The sequence below is a fragment of the Lentibacillus cibarius genome, from assembly GCF_005887555.1.
In the GTDB taxonomy this organism is placed as follows: domain Bacteria; phylum Bacillota; class Bacilli; order Bacillales; family Amphibacillaceae; genus Lentibacillus; species Lentibacillus cibarius.
In genome coordinates, this window is sequence record NZ_VCIA01000001.1 from 1,062,063 (window position 1) to 1,077,809 (window position 15,747).

11 protein-coding genes and 5 pseudogenes are annotated in these 15,747 nt (G+C 42.5%); 9 read left to right on the forward strand and 7 right to left on the reverse strand.

Going from position 1 to position 15,747, the window contains the following annotated elements; all coding sequences use genetic code 11:
* Positions 1-2: 2 nt before the first annotated feature.
* From FFL34_RS05150 to FFL34_RS05165, 3 genes and pseudogenes are all read right to left on the reverse strand, one after another.
* Positions 3-1,274, reverse strand: a complete 1,272-nt coding sequence (locus FFL34_RS05150) for a restriction endonuclease subunit S (protein WP_234031549.1) — start codon at positions 1,272-1,274, stop codon at positions 3-5.
* A pseudogene (locus FFL34_RS05155) lies at positions 1,274-3,279 on the reverse strand (type I restriction-modification system subunit M). Before FFL34_RS05155 ends, FFL34_RS05150 begins: the two are co-directional and overlap by 1 nt.
* A 506-nt stretch (positions 3,280-3,785) precedes the next feature.
* Positions 3,786-3,988 (reverse strand): annotated as a pseudogene (locus FFL34_RS05165) (23S rRNA (pseudouridine(1915)-N(3))-methyltransferase RlmH); the annotation flags it as partial.
* Between the two features lie 92 nt (positions 3,989-4,080).
* Between FFL34_RS05165 and FFL34_RS05170 the strand changes: the two are divergent.
* A pseudogene (locus tag FFL34_RS05170) lies at positions 4,081-4,511 on the forward strand (DUF4188 domain-containing protein).
* 262 nt (positions 4,512-4,773) lie between these two features.
* Here FFL34_RS05170 and FFL34_RS18765 read toward each other — a convergent pair.
* A complete protein-coding gene (locus FFL34_RS18765; protein ID WP_267900356.1) occupies positions 4,774-4,899 on the reverse strand; it encodes a hypothetical protein in 126 nt (41 codons plus the stop codon).
* Positions 4,900-4,993: 94 nt separating this feature from the next.
* On the opposite strand from FFL34_RS18765, the gene FFL34_RS05175 reads away from it, so the two are divergent.
* The gene (locus FFL34_RS05175; RefSeq protein WP_138602096.1) at positions 4,994-6,421 is read left to right on the forward strand and encodes a VWA domain-containing protein; all 1,428 of its coding nucleotides are present in this window, start codon (positions 4,994-4,996) and stop codon (positions 6,419-6,421) included.
* A gap of 159 nt (positions 6,422-6,580) precedes the next feature.
* On the opposite strand, the pseudogene FFL34_RS05180 reads toward FFL34_RS05175, so the two are convergent.
* Both FFL34_RS05180 and ltaE read right to left on the reverse strand, forming a co-directional pair.
* Positions 6,581-6,852 (reverse strand): annotated as a pseudogene (locus FFL34_RS05180) (23S rRNA (pseudouridine(1915)-N(3))-methyltransferase RlmH); the annotation flags it as partial.
* Positions 6,853-6,962: 110 nt separating this feature from the next.
* Positions 6,963-7,991, reverse strand: a complete 1,029-nt coding sequence (gene ltaE, locus FFL34_RS05185) for a low-specificity L-threonine aldolase (protein ID WP_138602098.1) — start codon at positions 7,989-7,991, stop codon at positions 6,963-6,965.
* Positions 7,992-8,210: 219 nt separating this feature from the next.
* On the opposite strand from ltaE, the gene FFL34_RS05190 reads away from it, so the two are divergent.
* The 6 genes and pseudogenes from FFL34_RS05190 to FFL34_RS05215 all read left to right on the forward strand — a co-directional run bounded on the left by FFL34_RS05190 (position 8,211) and on the right by FFL34_RS05215 (position 12,393).
* Positions 8,211-8,552, forward strand: a complete 342-nt coding sequence (locus FFL34_RS05190; protein WP_138602100.1) for a hypothetical protein — start codon at positions 8,211-8,213, stop codon at positions 8,550-8,552.
* Positions 8,553-8,591: 39 nt separating this feature from the next.
* On the forward strand, positions 8,592-9,254 hold the full coding sequence (locus FFL34_RS05195) for a hypothetical protein (RefSeq protein ID WP_138602102.1): 663 nt from the start codon (positions 8,592-8,594) through the stop codon (positions 9,252-9,254).
* A 94-nt stretch (positions 9,255-9,348) separates the two neighbouring features.
* A complete protein-coding gene (locus tag FFL34_RS05200; RefSeq protein WP_138602104.1) occupies positions 9,349-9,906 on the forward strand; it encodes a cupin domain-containing protein in 558 nt (185 codons plus the stop codon).
* A 111-nt stretch (positions 9,907-10,017) separates the two neighbouring features.
* Positions 10,018-10,389: a hypothetical protein gene (locus FFL34_RS05205; RefSeq protein ID WP_138602106.1), complete on the forward strand. Its 372-nt coding sequence runs from the start codon at positions 10,018-10,020 to the stop codon at positions 10,387-10,389.
* A 220-nt stretch (positions 10,390-10,609) separates the two neighbouring features.
* Positions 10,610-11,059, forward strand: coding sequence for a hypothetical protein (locus FFL34_RS05210; protein WP_138602108.1), 450 nt, complete (start codon positions 10,610-10,612; stop codon positions 11,057-11,059).
* Positions 11,060-11,293: 234 nt separating this feature from the next.
* A pseudogene (locus FFL34_RS05215) lies at positions 11,294-12,393 on the forward strand (MFS transporter).
* Positions 12,394-12,534: 141 nt separating this feature from the next.
* On the opposite strand, the gene FFL34_RS05225 reads toward FFL34_RS05215, so the two are convergent.
* Complete coding sequence (locus FFL34_RS05225; protein WP_138602115.1) at positions 12,535-13,848, reverse strand: thermonuclease family protein; 1,314 nt, start codon at positions 13,846-13,848, stop codon at positions 12,535-12,537.
* 435 nt (positions 13,849-14,283) lie between these two features.
* Here FFL34_RS05225 and FFL34_RS05230 point away from each other — a divergent pair, with 435 nt between their 5' ends.
* Complete coding sequence (locus tag FFL34_RS05230; protein WP_138602117.1) at positions 14,284-15,684, forward strand: alanine/glycine:cation symporter family protein; 1,401 nt, start codon at positions 14,284-14,286, stop codon at positions 15,682-15,684.
* Positions 15,685-15,747 lie beyond the last annotated feature (63 nt).

Here is a 15,747-nt window from a genome sequence, read left to right on the forward strand (position 1 = left end):
TTCTAGTGAACTTCTTCTGTTTCCGTTGCATAATCACGTACATCTATCTTGCCTGTGACAGCTTCGTAAATTAAGGATTCACGGTATTCTTTTAGTTTGGAGATTTGAATCCTAATATATTCTATCAATTCTTTTGTTGTTGAATCTAATTCATCTAGCTTGCTTACTATTTTAGCCAACTCACTTTTTGGTGGTTTAAGAAGAGATAACCACTTTAAATCCTTATAATTCATTGTTTGCCTTACTCCGTCTCCCAAACCATAATATATTTTTTGTAAATCGTAACTGTGCAATAAGTAATAGTAGTACTTACTTCTCTCTCTACAGTTATTAGATAAAGATAGGGTGGTATAGGCTGAAGTGATAATGCCCTTCTCTGTTACATATCCTACCCGTAAACTTCTTTTATCATTTTGCAGATCCGTAAGCCTCATTACTATATCACCTTGATTTACTATATTGTACGTATTAAAGGAGGCTGGGATTAAGCCAAAATTTGCCTCAACATTTCTCCTTATAATTCTTCCATAACTTAGAGACAAAACGTTTTGTTCTTTCAGATTGATGTTTTTATGTTTCACCTCAGCTAATTCTAAAAAAAGAGGGGATACTTCCCAATGCTCTGGTATCTCACCAATCCACTCGATCCCTGAATCTTTCATTTTTACATTTGGATCAAGCCCTTTGGTCACGGTCTCCGTAATCATCGCCTGACGCTTTTCTTCCAGTAATTCAATTAAGCGTTCTTTGTCTGAGACGAGAGCATCTATTTCGGACGTTCTTTGATCAAGGTAATCACTTATAGCTTTTTGCATCGGTAATATTGGTACCGATAATTCAAGGTTTTTTAAAGCTGAATTTGATAACTCAAGAAAAGTAGTACCTCTTCCTAATTGATTAAGATATTCTTCATTAATACTCAAGTAATAATAAAAAAACCTAATATCCGTTTTCTCATTTTGTTCTAAGCTTTTACAACCTTGATTTGTCGCGTATGGAGTTTTAACAATTTTCACATTACCTATCGGCGCTCTGGTTGAAAGAACGATGCTTCCTGCTTTAACAAGGGTTGCCGAGGAGTTTTCTAAACCTTTAAAGCTTATTTTTCTAATTGAATTTCTAATATGTGAATTTCCAGTGCTCAAATCTTCTGGGGTAATCCATTTTACTTCTCCAGGTTCCCAATATGAAGGTTCATTACTTTTGGGTGTCCCCCCATTTTTTATCTTAAACAATCTTTTTAGTTTTTGTTTATTCCAGTTTTTTTGCGCCATCACTCCATCACCTTCTTCAACTTCTCCATAATACTTTCTTCCAATTCTTGTATTTCTGCCTTAATCTCACTGGAAGGTCTGAGTTTCGTATATTTATAAAAATACCGTGTAAATGGGATTTCATAACCAATGCGCGTCTTTTCTTCATCTATCCAGGCATCTGGCACGTGTGGCAATACTTCTCGTTCAAAATAGGCATCGATATCATCATTCAAAGGAATGATTTCCGTGTCACGCAGCTCTGGGTCCGGCTCGATGTCGTTCTTATTTTTCATGCAGGCATCTGCTGTTTCATCCCGTTCAGATAAAGCAGTCCAAATCGCTTTTAATAAAGGTGCACGAAGGGTGATATCCGTATCTTTAAAAGCTGTTTTAATAACATCAATAAACACGTCACGATTTTTATATACCTTATCGCTTTGCATATCGGTTAAGACCTTTTTAATCGTTTCCTGCTGTGCTTTTCCTGCTTCTATCTCTTCTTCTTTTTTCTCACCGCTTTTACGAGATTTGGCCAAGTTAGCAAAGGCTTTCTCCTCATCAAGTCTCGCGATGCGTTCCTCTGTAATTTGGAAATTTAACCGTAACGGGCGTTCAACGGTTACACGGTAATAGCCAAAGTCTTCATTGTTAAAGATTTTCACGTTTTCGCTTTCTTTTGTTTGGCCGTACATTTCCACGATCGTGTTAATCTGCTCTTCTGATATTTCATTACGCTTATTCCCAAGACTTTTACGCATTTTTTGATACATATCCACGGCATTCACAAGCTGTACTTTCCCTTTTTGGTAAGAGGTTTTGTTATTGGTTAAAATCCAAATATAAGTAGATATGCCTGTGTTATAAAAAAGCTGTTCAGGAAGTGCAACGATTCCTTCGACTAAATCATTTTCAAATAGATAACGGCGGATTTCACTTTCTCCACTGCCGGCATCTCCTGTGAAGAGCGGTGAGCCATTCATAATAATCGCAACACGGGAGCCATTAGGATTCTGTTCTGTGACCGGCTTCATCTTGGACACAAGATTCTGCAGGAACAGTAATTGCCCATCACCAACCCTTGGCAGCCCAGCACCAAAACGACCACTAAACCCTAAATCTTCATACTCTGCCTCAACCGCATCTTTCGCAGGCTTCCACTCAACACCGTAGGGCGGATTCGTTATCATGTAGTCAAACTTTTCGTTTTTAAACTGGTCATTGGAAAGTGTGTTCCCTATTTTAATATTACGCGCATCTTGTCCTTTAATAAGCGTGTCTGCTTTCGAAATTGCGTAGGATTCACCGTTAATTTCTTGAGCGAAAAACTCAAGGTGGCCTGTTGGATTATATTCCTGTATATAATCCTGGGCAACCGTGCCCATCCCCCTGTTCCCGCACAGCTGTCATATAGCGTACGCGTGACATTTGGCAGAAGGATTTCGTCATCGTTTAAAAACAACAGATGAACCATAAGCTTAATTACTTCACGTGGGGTATAATGATCCCCTGCTTCTGCATGCTCTGAGAATCGTCGAATAAGCTCTTCAAAGATATAACCCATTTCAATGTTTGATACTTGATCAGGATGTAGGTCAATCTCACCAAACCGTCTTACAACAAGATACAACAAGTTATTTTCATCCATCTTATCGATTTCATTGTCGAAATTAAAGTGACTCAGTATCTCGCGTGCTTCTGATGAAAAACCATTTATATAATCACGCAAGTTGTCCGCAACATTATCGGGGTCACTCAATAACTTAACAAAGTCGAATTGACTTGTATTGTTGAACTTTTGCTTGGCAACACGGTTTAGGATTTCATCTCGCGTTGTTTCCGGAAGAGATTCATATTTTTTATTTTCACGCAGCACATCTTCTTTCGTATCAGACAGCACAGCATCAAAGCGTCTCAGAACGGCCATTGGTAAAATGACATCCCCATAATTTTCTGGCCGATATGGACCTCTCAGTAGTTCTGCTATCGACCATATAAAACTAACTTTTTCTTGGAAGTTTTGCATTATGATTCTCCTTTAACTGTATTCCAGTTCTCGTTTAATTGTATATATAGTGCTTCTCGCTACATTTGTTTTTCCATGACTATCCATTACACGTGTGTCTAATAAAAGGACAGTTATTGACTATATATCACTTTGATAATAGCCGAACAAACCCTTATTTTATTATACAATAGTGTATAATCTTTATTAAGGCTAAAAAAATTCAACCTTAACTAAATATTATCAACCGGCACTTTCCGGTTTGACTCCGTGACATTTCTTTATATAGTATCCTTGGCATAAATTGTAGATTCAATGTTTGATTGAGTTAACAATACCGGTCAGAGCGAATATCGCGGATGCGTTCAAGCAATTCATCGAAATAATCCTGACTAAAATTACCCATTTCCTTCAGTCAGTAATAGTCCATTGTAAAGCCTTTGATAAGATATTCATTCAAACGTTCTACTTCACCGGAAACATCCATTACATCTTTCTCCAGTTAGAGTTAATGAATCCGATCACATATCCGGGTTCAAGTATGCTAAAATTCGTTCGCTTTCCTTTTTGTCAGTCATGTCTGCTTCACTCATGTTTTCCGGGGCCTTTTCGTCAGCGACTTCGACGATTTGGACGTTCGCATAGGAACGCAACCGCTTCAAATATTCCTCGATGCCTTCTTCATATATTTTTCCTTTAATTTTCCGACTGTGAGGAGAATTATTTTCATGGATTGAACTTCCTTTTCCGTTGAATTCTTTTCTTCAGTTTATCAGAAAACCTATACAAAAACATGCACCTATATAGGAGGACGACCGGAACATGGTTGTGTTTCTGATTGGCATGCGGATTAATAAACGGCTGGCCGTCCGGAAATGGCTGCCAGTGTTCACCGCAATCCGGCGATGATCTAGGAACTGTATGAAATTCAGGAGGAGCTCGGTTTTCTGTCGATGGAAAATTACTTCGGCCTGCGCACAACGATTATGATTATCTATTGGCGATCGGAGGAGGTTCTGCTTGCCTACTCAATGGTTCAAAAGCATTTGACGGCGTGGAAAAATTTCAACCGAAAAATCGGGGATACGGATGCGGTTGGGATTAACCACGAAACCTATGTTGTGCCAGCGGGAAGGTATGAGGCAATTTATGGGAATATGCCAATTTACGGGCTTGCTAAAGAGACTGGGCATATGCCGGTCACTTCTGAGAAGAGGTATGCTAAGAAGCGGTTGCGGACGGGGGTGAAGTGAACCACCCCATAGTCCGATTAACTGGTTTAGAGGCCCAAATAAATGTGTACAAACATTGATTTTGTGGTATAATTATCATAGAAAGATGTTGAGTGCATAAACTAATAAAGACCGTTCCATGCAAGTACATGAAACGGTCGCTATAGACTGAACCCCAACAAGAGGGGTCGGCAGCGTTGAGAATAATCCCTCACTTACCGTTCAAAGTGCATGAGGGGTTATTTTTTATGGTTTCATTCAATACCTTCCAGCCATTTTTCCTTCAGGTCGGGTTGTTGTCAATAAATTTCTGTGCAGCAGCTTCTTCTTCCATGCCTTTTTTAATATCAAGCATCATCGCTTGCGTACCTTCTTTTTTAATTGAAAATTGTTCAAGAACGGATTCCATGAACTGGTTTATGGGACCGTTTACTTCCCGCCCGAAGTCTTTTATACTATCTAATAATGAGCGTAAATATGGAAATGTTTAGGAGGAGAAACATTTGAGAAACAAACATTACATTGTATTACTGCTATTATTCGTCATGGCTATTCCAATCACTGCATGCAATTCTAATCAGGATGAAGAATCCGGAGATAGGAAATCCCCGGAACAACATGTGGAAAAGAAAGCTGAAGCAAACGAATCAGATGAAACAAAAGACAGTGAGCGAGAAGAGAAACAATCCGAAGCCCCCGATACATCTGACATTCCGGAAGCACCACCTTTAGCAACCACCTTTGAAGAAGTAGCTGACTATCCAATTATCGGAAAGTTTTCTGGAGAAATGCATCAAAAAGAATTAAAGGACAATAAAGACATAACGGAAGTTCTTGATGCCATACCGCCACTGACCATTGACAGTGAAAAGGAAACGATTGAAAAAGCAAAACGGTATATTTATTCTTTGTTTAAGGAAGATCTGAATAAGCCGAATGTACCACTGGATCAATGGAAATCAATGCAATTTGGTGATCCGGAGTCTTCAAGTGAAAAGGTTCATTTAAAAGAAAGCTATAATGTTGCCATTTTGCTAGACTCAAGTGGCAGTATGGGGTACATGGAAGGTAATGAAACAAGGATGGCTTTGGCTAAAGAAGCCATCAGCCAATTCGCCGAAAACCTTCCTGAACAGGCGAATGTTTCCCTGCGCGTGTTTGGACATATTGGAACGGGTGATGACAGCGATAAGGAAAAGTCGTGCTCCAAGGTAGAAGAAGTCTACCAGCTTGATCACTATGATGCGGATAAATTCTCTAAAAGTCTGGACCGGTTTGAACCTGCTGGATGGACTCCCATGACCAAAGCGATAAAGCAAGTGGAGAAAGATTTTGCATTATTGGATGGTAAGAACAATACAACCATTATTTATGTTGTCAGTGATGGTGTGGAGACGTGCGGCGGTGACCCGGTAGCTGCCATTCAGTCGCTTGACGAATCGGGTATTGATCCGGTTATCAATATTATCGGCTATCAGGTGGACAATGAAGGGTTAAAACAGCTTAAAGAAATGGCAAAAGCATCAGAAGGGCGCTACATTAATGCCAAATCACAAGCGGATTTAACCACTGAGTTTGAACAGACAGTTGATATGTCACAGCTTTGGAGAGAATGGCAAAGCGATTCAAAAGATATTATCAGGGATTTGCACAGTACCATTAAACACCAGCTATATGACTGGAATAATAACGAAAAGAAAAAACAGTACCGGCAGCAGGAAAACTTAAAATATGCATTAAAGTACCTGTTTGATACTGAAATTATTGATCATGACCTCCGTTCGGCATTTTCCGATGAATACCGAGGTAATTATTTGGACATTTCCGATGAACGGGGCGAAATTTACTCTGAGCTGTATGATATCAACTATGAAACATACAACGATAAATTTAATGAGGTAGAAAAACGATTTGAGGACGCCCAGGAATGAACTATTAAACAATGCTTGGAAATTGCTTGATCCGGAAGTGTAGATTTTTTAAGTCCGTGATTAGGCCGCGAAACAGGCAAGTATGACTTTAACAACCAAAACCGATTCTCTCTTCTCGCGGGAAATCGGTTTTTGGTTTATATTTCAGGAATCTGATATTTATTTATGATATGGCTCATTCCTATTGATACGAAACCTCCCGATAAACCTGCTCCAGCAAAACCGGTCGCATCAATGATGAGAAAATGCCATTTTGGAAAACGATAACGCCAGATCACTCCGCTTCTGAACCTCCTCACTAATACTGAGTGAACCGCCAATGACAAATGACACTTTACTTTTTCCATACGTTTCGAGCTCGTCCATTTTGGCTGCCAGCTATTCGGAGCTAGCATTTTTCCGTTTATCTCGAGGGTGATGACGTACATATCCGAATTCACGTAGGAATAAAATCCGCTCTTCTCACGAGACTGCATCTAGCCGTTTGGCAAACGAAAAGGAGGACGCAAACACCACCCCCCTTTTTCAATCACTTATTTATTCACTTTTCCCCTACCACTTCTTCAACAGCTTTTATCGCTAATTTGATTTGCTCCCTGTCTACATCTAGATGTGTTACAAAGCGAACGGTATACGGACCTGCTGGATTAGCTAGAACCCCTTTCGATTTGAGCCCTTCCGAAAATTGCTCACCCGTTAGTCCAGCTTTTTCCGTATTCACAAATAATATGTTCGTCTCCACCGTATTTTCCATTGTCACGCCAGGAATCGCACGCAAACCGTCTTCCAGCAATGTCGCATTGGCATGGTCGTCAGCGAGCCGGTCGACCATCGTCCGAAGCGCAATTAGTCCAGGCGCGGCAATGATACCTGCCTGCCGCATACCACCACCGAACCGTTTACGCCATTTACGTGCCTTGTCGATAAATGCTGCCGAACCAGCGATTATCGAGCCAACAGGTGCGCCTAACCCTTTGGAAAGGCAAAATTGAACTGAATCGGTACAGGCTGCATAATCTTTGACATCAATCCCCGAAGCAACCGAAGCATTAAATAGACGTGCACCATCCAAATGAACGGGAATGCCATGTTGCTGGGCTATGTTGTATATCTCCTGCATGTTTTCCAATGGCACAATCGCACCGCCTGCACGGTTATGGGTATTTTCCAGACAAATCAGCCCTGTTTCCGGAAAATGGATATCGTCCGCACGAATCGCACTTTTAACGGCCTGTGGATCCATCACGCCACGCTCACCAGCGATCGTTCGCGGCTGTACACCGGCAAAGGCAGCTATGGTCGCACCTTCATTATAGAAAATATGAGATGTTTCCTCCACGATGATTTCCTGACCGGACTGGCAATGGGTGACGACTGCGATTTGATTTCCCTGGGTACCACTTGGAACGAACATCGCCTTTTCCTTCCCAAGCTTGTCGGCCGCTAGTTTCTCCAATTCGATAACCGTTGGATCTTCTTCATACACATCATCCCCAACTACCGCATCAAAAGCGGCTTGTCGCATGTCTGTGGTTGGTTTTGTAACCGTATCACTCCGCAAATCTATCATACATTTTCCCTCCCAATGCTACTACTCTTTACTAGCAGTCTAGCGTAAAATACGAGGTCTGGAAAGGGAAAATTGTTTTCTGACCTGCGTGGTTGTGCAAAGTGGACTTCGAGTAGTATGATTTAAACGAAGACCCATATCCGGTTGCATTAATATCAGAACCAATGTTTAGCTTAAGCCGGCTTGATGCTGGCAATCCATATACTTGGAGGAAGAAAAATGAGTGACACTGTTTCATTACATGCGTTGAAAGCTTTGGTGGAGAAGAAAACCAACAAAAAGACCCTTGTTAAAGTGATCTGGAATGAGCAGGAAAAATTGACGCTGTTCATCATACCGAATATGAAGATCCAATCGTTTATTTATGATGAAAAAGAAGGCTATATGTTTTACGATCAAGAAGGAAAGCCTGTGACACGTGACATCCCGCTTATTGTGTCGGAAAAGAATTTAGCTGACGGGAAAGTATTGCTAGGCGAGTCTGGCAACCGCGGGTTATTACTGAACCATCAGCCTTTAACCCACGAGGATAGATTATTTTTACAAACATATTCGTTGTAGTAACATGAACATGGACGATTATTTAGAGGGGGAATGAACTTGCGTTTGCGTTTATTAACAGTTATGGCCATTCTATTGGTATTCGTGTTAACCGCGTGCACGGATACAGATGAATCGGCACCAGAAACAGATCCTGATAAGAAAGGTGATGCAACTATTACCAAAGCAGATTTAACGGAATTTGAAAAACAATTAATGGATTTGTCCAATTACACGGCATTTGCCTATGACATTAATCTTCATAATCAGAAGGCAAAAGGGTTACAAATAACGGTGGAACACTATGAAAATGGCGAAAAAGTCGATAAGGTGATCAATATGGAATCCGGCTTAGAAAGGGTGAAACCATCTGATCAACTAAGGGTCGTGTTTTTGCGGCAACAGATGAATCAGGGAAAAGAAAAGTGGATCGGCTCCGTTATAAGGGATAACGGCTATGGCAACACTGAAAACATCATTGATTCACCGTCCGACGACTATACAAGCGTCTCCTCGGGCGGCATCGGTTCCGACATGCCAATGAACATAGGAGAGCGGCAACACGCGGCAACCATAAAACATACGAACAAAACAAGTGTATCGCAGCGGACCAATTTGGAAACGGAAGAAGACATCAAACAAGCAACAGATTATGAACAAGTTTATCTGCTGTCGGTACAATTAAATGAAAAAGCACTGGACGAAAAAGCAAGTGAGAAATGATAAATGCGTTAAAAGGGAGATTATCGAAAAATGCACACTTTCCCTGCCCTCACACATAGGATGGTGTCATCACCTTTGAAAGGAATGACCCTAAATGTACAATTATCCTTACATGTACCCCTATCCATATGATGTGAATCAGCCAGTGTACCCTGCTGATATGCAGCGTGGTTGGACTTACCCGGGGATGGTTAATCACGGTAGCTATAACCAGCCTATGTACGGAGCATATAACGGAGCTTTTGCAGATTTCGGCAGACAGCCGTACACCGTGAATATTAACCAGGCCGCCAAACACAACAACATGTACCGTACGGCAATTTGGACTGGTGAACACTTACAGGTGACGTTGATGAGCATCCCGGTTGGTGGCGATGTCGGCTTAGAAGTGCATGCGGATGTAGATCAGTTCCTGCGTATTGAAGAGGGGCAGGGCCTAGTGCAGATGGGCGATCGCCGAGACCGCTTAAATTATCAGCGGCATGTCGGTGATGATTCCGCCATTATGGTTCCGGCACGAACATGGCATAATATCATCAACACAGGGCATCAACCGCTTAAACTATACTCTATCTATGCACCTCCCCATCACCCATTTGGTACGGTTCATCCAACCAAGGATATCGCTTTTGCGTCTGAAGAAAATCATTGATAACGGGACGGTGGCGCCGTCCTGTTATCCCGACATTCTCTAAGACGAGACCGTTTGCATATGATTTTTATATGATAGCATTTAGCCAATTTTAACCAAGAGGGTGTGTTTATGTATTATGTGAACGGTCCAGGTCATTATTATCCGCATCATTATCCTCACATGCCATACTGGTCGGCTCGTCCGCAGTATCCAACGGTTGATACATCCCTCCTCAATCAATCAGCTAATGAAACAAAAAAGCTTATGAATGATGCGAACACTATTATCGACAAGCTAGCGGAATCGCAGCAATTTAGCACAGAAGTCATGCAGGCTGCACAGAGGTCCGATCACGAAAAAGTTAAAAGCTTAATGCATGCTACCGGTATTGCCTCTGACGTAGAAACTCAATTCAATCCAGACGGTCTCCGTTTAATTTTCAAATCACAAATTGATGGCAAAGACTGCTGCATACTAAGAATAGCATTACGCTGGCGATGAAAGATGCGGGGATAGGCGTCTGTACTACCCTTTTCAACTAGCAAGATGTTGGACCTATCCCCATGTCCATGATCGTAAAAATCATTCAACGTCTGAATATTCAGATAGGTAGCAAGTAAAACAAGTTCTGACGTGCTCATGATCGTTACGCTTATACAAAACAACCTATAAATGATATCATAAAAACCAAATTCTAAATCACATTTGTTATGGAGGTCTCATGCTTACATTTGAAGAAAAACTGACTATCATTGAATCCTTTCCTGAACTAACGCGTAACGACATCTCCCTTGGTCGTGTCAACTTTCACTTTGAAGAAAGTGTCAAAGATAAAAAGGTGGTCGTGTATCGCCTTCACCCGAATGGCAATGGTTTTGTGTACGCTGGAGAAATAGAGAACAGCGATTATGTGACTGATTCAAAAGGAATGGTCAACATACGTGATTTTACCGAGAAAGAGCTTCGTGATGTCATACAACAATCAATTGCATCTCTATCGGAATCCGAGCCTGTTACTGAAACATGGATCAACAGTGAAGGCGTGACGCTTCTGTTAACGGAGGAGTCTGATGTGTGGAATATATACGCAGACACTATATTAGAGGCGACACACGCCACTTACCATGCAGCAGCTGATTATCTGTATCAAGAAGGATTTCGGCTTTTATAAAAAACGGACCACAGGGACACGCGGGACCACAGGGACACGCGGGACCACAGGGACACGCGGGACCACAGGGACAGGTTCTTTGGTCCATTTAAAGGGCACGAGAATAGACCTGGACCGATGAACCTGTCCCCACGGGCCGGGGGTGATGAAACTATACGAGGGAGGGTTGCCATGTCGGCGTTTGCAAAAGCAAAAGATAACATTCCATTGATTTCGTTAGTGGGGTTGCTGACAATGTCTCTTGTTTTCGGCTGGGTCCGTTACGGTTACGGGCTGCTGTTGCCTGACTTTCAGGCGGACTTCCATCTGTCGAAAACAACGCTTGGCATCATTTCGAGCCTTTCCTTTCTGTCCTTTCTGGTTGGTGCGTTATTGGTTACCTTTTTTATTGCAAGATTCGGTCCGAGAATGTTTATCGTCAGCGGCCTTGCTGCAGCGTCGGTTGGCTTATTGATGGCCGCCTTCGCACAAAATGGGCTGCTGTTTTCAATTGGCTGTATAATTGCCGGGCTATGTCCGGGGCTTTGCTGGGCGCCGTTTTCGGAGAGTGTCAGTGAATATGTAAGAGAGCGTTTACAAAAACGATCTCTAGCGGTTATTAGTACGGGATCGTCGATTGGTCTGGTGCTTATTTGTGCACTTTATTTGTTTTTTTCTGAAGGCAGTTGGCGATTATTATGGACGATTGGCGGCGTTACGGGGTTGATTTTATTGCTCGTTGTGCTCAAAACCATCCCGGCTCGTACCGTAGCTGCGTCGCCACACGAAACCAATCGCAATCGCCCGAACCTTCCTTCTTTTCATAAACATTCAGTGCATCTGTTTACTGCGGCGATTATTTTTGGTGTCACGGAAGCCACATATATTGGACGTATGCGGCTGATTTTGCGGAGGAGTCATTTCATATGGACGCCTCGAACGCCCTATTTTTCCTTATTACGGGAATTGGGGGGATTGCAGGTTTATGGGCCGGGGAACTTATTAATCACTTGGGTTTCCGCAAAAGCTTTTTTCTTACGGTGCTGGTATACGCGTTAAGCATGTTTGTCCTATTTGTATCGCAATCATGGCTGGCGATAGGCTTATCCGGGTTTCTATTCGGACTCACCTTTATGATGTATGCAGCCTTTTTGCCAATTTGGAGCGCGGAAGTATTTCCGAGTGCACCGGCTCAAGGCTTCAGCATCAGCGTCGTTATTTTGAACATCGGTACCATCATCGGGCCAGCACTATTCGGCGGCATGTTAACATTCACCGGGTACAAATGGATGTTTTTGCTTGCGGGCTTGGTTGCCTGCAGCAAACTCTTTCTTGCCCCTATAGAAGAAAACTAACGCAGGAACCACAGGGACAGGTTTCTCGGTTCATTTGGCGCGGGCGGACCACAGGGACAGGTTCTTTGGTCCATTTAACAGGGCACGAGGATAGACCTGGACCGATGAACCTGTCCCCTTGGTTCAGTTCCCTTGGTTCAGTTACGGCAGGCTTTCACAGACGACGCCGTCATTGTCGCGGTCCAGGCGGTGTGGGTCACTTTCTGGTCCGCCCGCTGCTTTAAAGAAATTTTGGGCTTGCTGTTGGGTATCAAAGTCGCCACAGTCACGATCAGGTCCATTCGGGTCATATTTCTGGTCGCCTGTCTGCTGTGCGGATGAATCACCCCGTGTGTTGCTGTCGGATGAGGTATCCTTACCTTTCTGATAGTAAAATCCTTCATCTGTTACATAGCCATCTCTGCTCCAGATTCCTCGTTCAGCACGTTTGGCACGGTTTTGTGCTTTCATATACGTCTGATAATGGGTATACGGCGGGTCATAGACATAGGCCAGTCGTGCAAGTCCCTTTTCCAGAAGCATTTGATTAAACATCTTTCCGTCCACCCACACGTATGCAAGCAGCCGGTCATATTTATCACGTTTCGGCCCATCATATTCCAGTTGGATTGATTTGCCAGACAGTGTTCGCTTGGCAAAATCACTTGCTTCCGGGCCGAATGGCTGCACCGGTTTGGATGGATGTTTCGTTTCCGGTGTGTCGACGAGCAAGAGCCTTACTGTTTCCTGTTTTCCGTTCAAATTAATTTTAATCGTATCGCCATCAACTACTCTTGTTACGGACGCATCAACACCGTGATCCGGCTGGTTTGATGGAGAGGTGTTATTTTTTGATGTCTCCTGATTGGTTTCATTTTTTTCCACTTGCGAATGGTCACTGCCCTGATCGTTCTGGTCGTCCGTTGACGCTTTTCCGGGTGATTCTCCCTGCTGCTTCTCTGTTTTGTTTGTTTCGTCCTGTTTCTCGTCCTTTGCAGCTTCCGTTTTTTCTTTTTTCTTTTCCTGATTACCCTCTTCTTTTGGTTTCTTTTCCTTATCTGCTTCAGTCTCTTGTTCTGATTCACTAGTTTCCTGCTGGTCTTTCAAGTTTTCATTTTCCACATTTGCTTGGGGTTTTTCTTCTATATCCGAGTGTCCTCCTGCTGCTCGTTCGCTGCCCGCCGGAAATGGCAGGGTACCAACTGCAATTGCGGAGACAACCAGCACAACAGCTGCACGTTTACGATTCCGAATATGGAAAAAATTGAGATTTCCTTTCATTAGGGCAATGATCGATCCAAAGAAAGCTAACATAGCAACTAGATTGATAACGTTCCAAATTGAATCCATAAATGATCCTTGTAAAATGATCGGCACAAACGTGATTAACAAAAATAAATATCCTATACTCGCAAGCACTTTTTTCCAGGTCGTATCCGTCCGAAAACCAGGCACACGCTTAATAAATCCTTGCACACGATATCCTCCCACTTGATGAAAATAATTGCTCTAAGCTGTGATTTGGAGCTCTTTTACCGGTCCTATTTTAACAGATAACAGAACACAGAACCACGGGGACAGGTTCTTTGGTCCACTTAACAGACAACAGAATGCGGGGGCAGACATGAACCGCGGTGCCTGTCCCCGTGGTGCTTTTGGACAGATGAACTGTCCCCGCGGGCCAAACCTGTCCCCGCGGTCCAAAAAAAATCGCGTAAAAAGACTGTACATTTTCATTAAATTGTACTATTCTAATAGAGTAGTTTGTAAGCGTCTACAAAGGGTGGTTTGTACATGACATTAAATATTGTGGTCTGCTAATCTATTGGTTTAGTGATCAAAACAAAGCAGTTTTTGGGGAGATAAATTTATTTTGCATCAAAGACTTACTACAGGGGGCAATGCATATTCATGCTTAACATTTTAGAAAACATTAACGACGTGCTTTGGGGAACACCGAGCTTAGTCTTATTGGTTGGGACAGGCTTATTTTTAACTTTTATATTAAAGGGCTTACAATTTAAAAAGTTGCCATACGCGTTTAAACTAGCCTTTTCAAAAGATAAAGAAGATGACGGCACGGAAGGAGATGTCAGTAACTTTAAAGCTTTGATGACATCCCTTGCCGGTATGGTAGGAAACGGAAACATTGCTGGTGTAGCAACCGCTGTTACACTTGGCGGGCCCGGGGCTATTTTTTGGATGTGGATCGTCGGACTGGTAGGAATGGCGACGAAATACGCTGAGGCACTGCTGGCGATGAAATACCGGGTAAAGAATGCAAACGGCGAATATTCGAGTGGTCCGATGTATTACATTGAACGAGGTATCGGCAAGAAGTGGAAGCCGCTTGCGATTGCATTTGCGTTTTTCGGAGCGTTTGCAGCACTTGGAATCGGAAATAGTGTCCAATCCAATACGATTGCAGATGTCATGCAAAATAGTTTCAGCGTTAGTGGATTAACGACAGGGATTATTCTTGTCGTGCTGACTTCCTTAATTATTTTCGGAGGCTTGCAGCGAATTAGTTCCGTGGCCGGGGTGTTTGTACCGGTAATGGCTGTTTTTTATATCACCGCAGCGTTAATTATACTTGGACTTAACTATGACAAAATCATTCCAGCTTTTAACTTGATATTCACGTATGCGTTTCAGCCAATTTCAGCGGTTGGTGGATTTTCCGGAATTATTATCTCAGAAGCTATTAGAAATGGTGTGTCAAAAGGGATTTTCTCAAACGAAGCTGGACTTGGTACCGTTGCGTTGATTGCTGGAAATGCGAGGACAAGCCACCCGGTTAAACAAGCTTTAGTTGCCATGACCGGTACATTTATCGTAACGATTATTGTTTGTACCATGACAGGTCTTGTGTTACTTGTTACAGGTTTCTGGGATTCAACAGGTGGACTGCTTTCAGGAGTAACACATGACGCAAGCCTTGATGCCGGCGCCCTAACGAGTGCAGCGTTTGGCTCGTCACTAGGTGATATTGGTGAGTATATGGTTTCTATATCCGTCGTTTTCTTCGGATTTTCAACTATTCTCGGCTGGTATGTATACGGATCAAAATGCTTTGAATATTTATTTGGCTTAAATTATATGGGCATCTATCGGATTATTTATGTCGGCGCTACATTTATTGGTACCATCGCGAAATTGACAACCGTCTGGGCATTTGCCGACATGGCGAATGCGCTTATGATGATTCCAAACTTAATCGGTATTTTGCTTTTATATAAAGTAGTCGCCAATGAAACGAAAAGCTATTTTGGCAGATTTTATATGGACACAGAAACGAAGAAAGTAGGTTAACAAACAAAGTTTCTTATCTTTAAAAAAAGTATCCTTCCATCTTTTTTAGAAGATGTGAAGGAT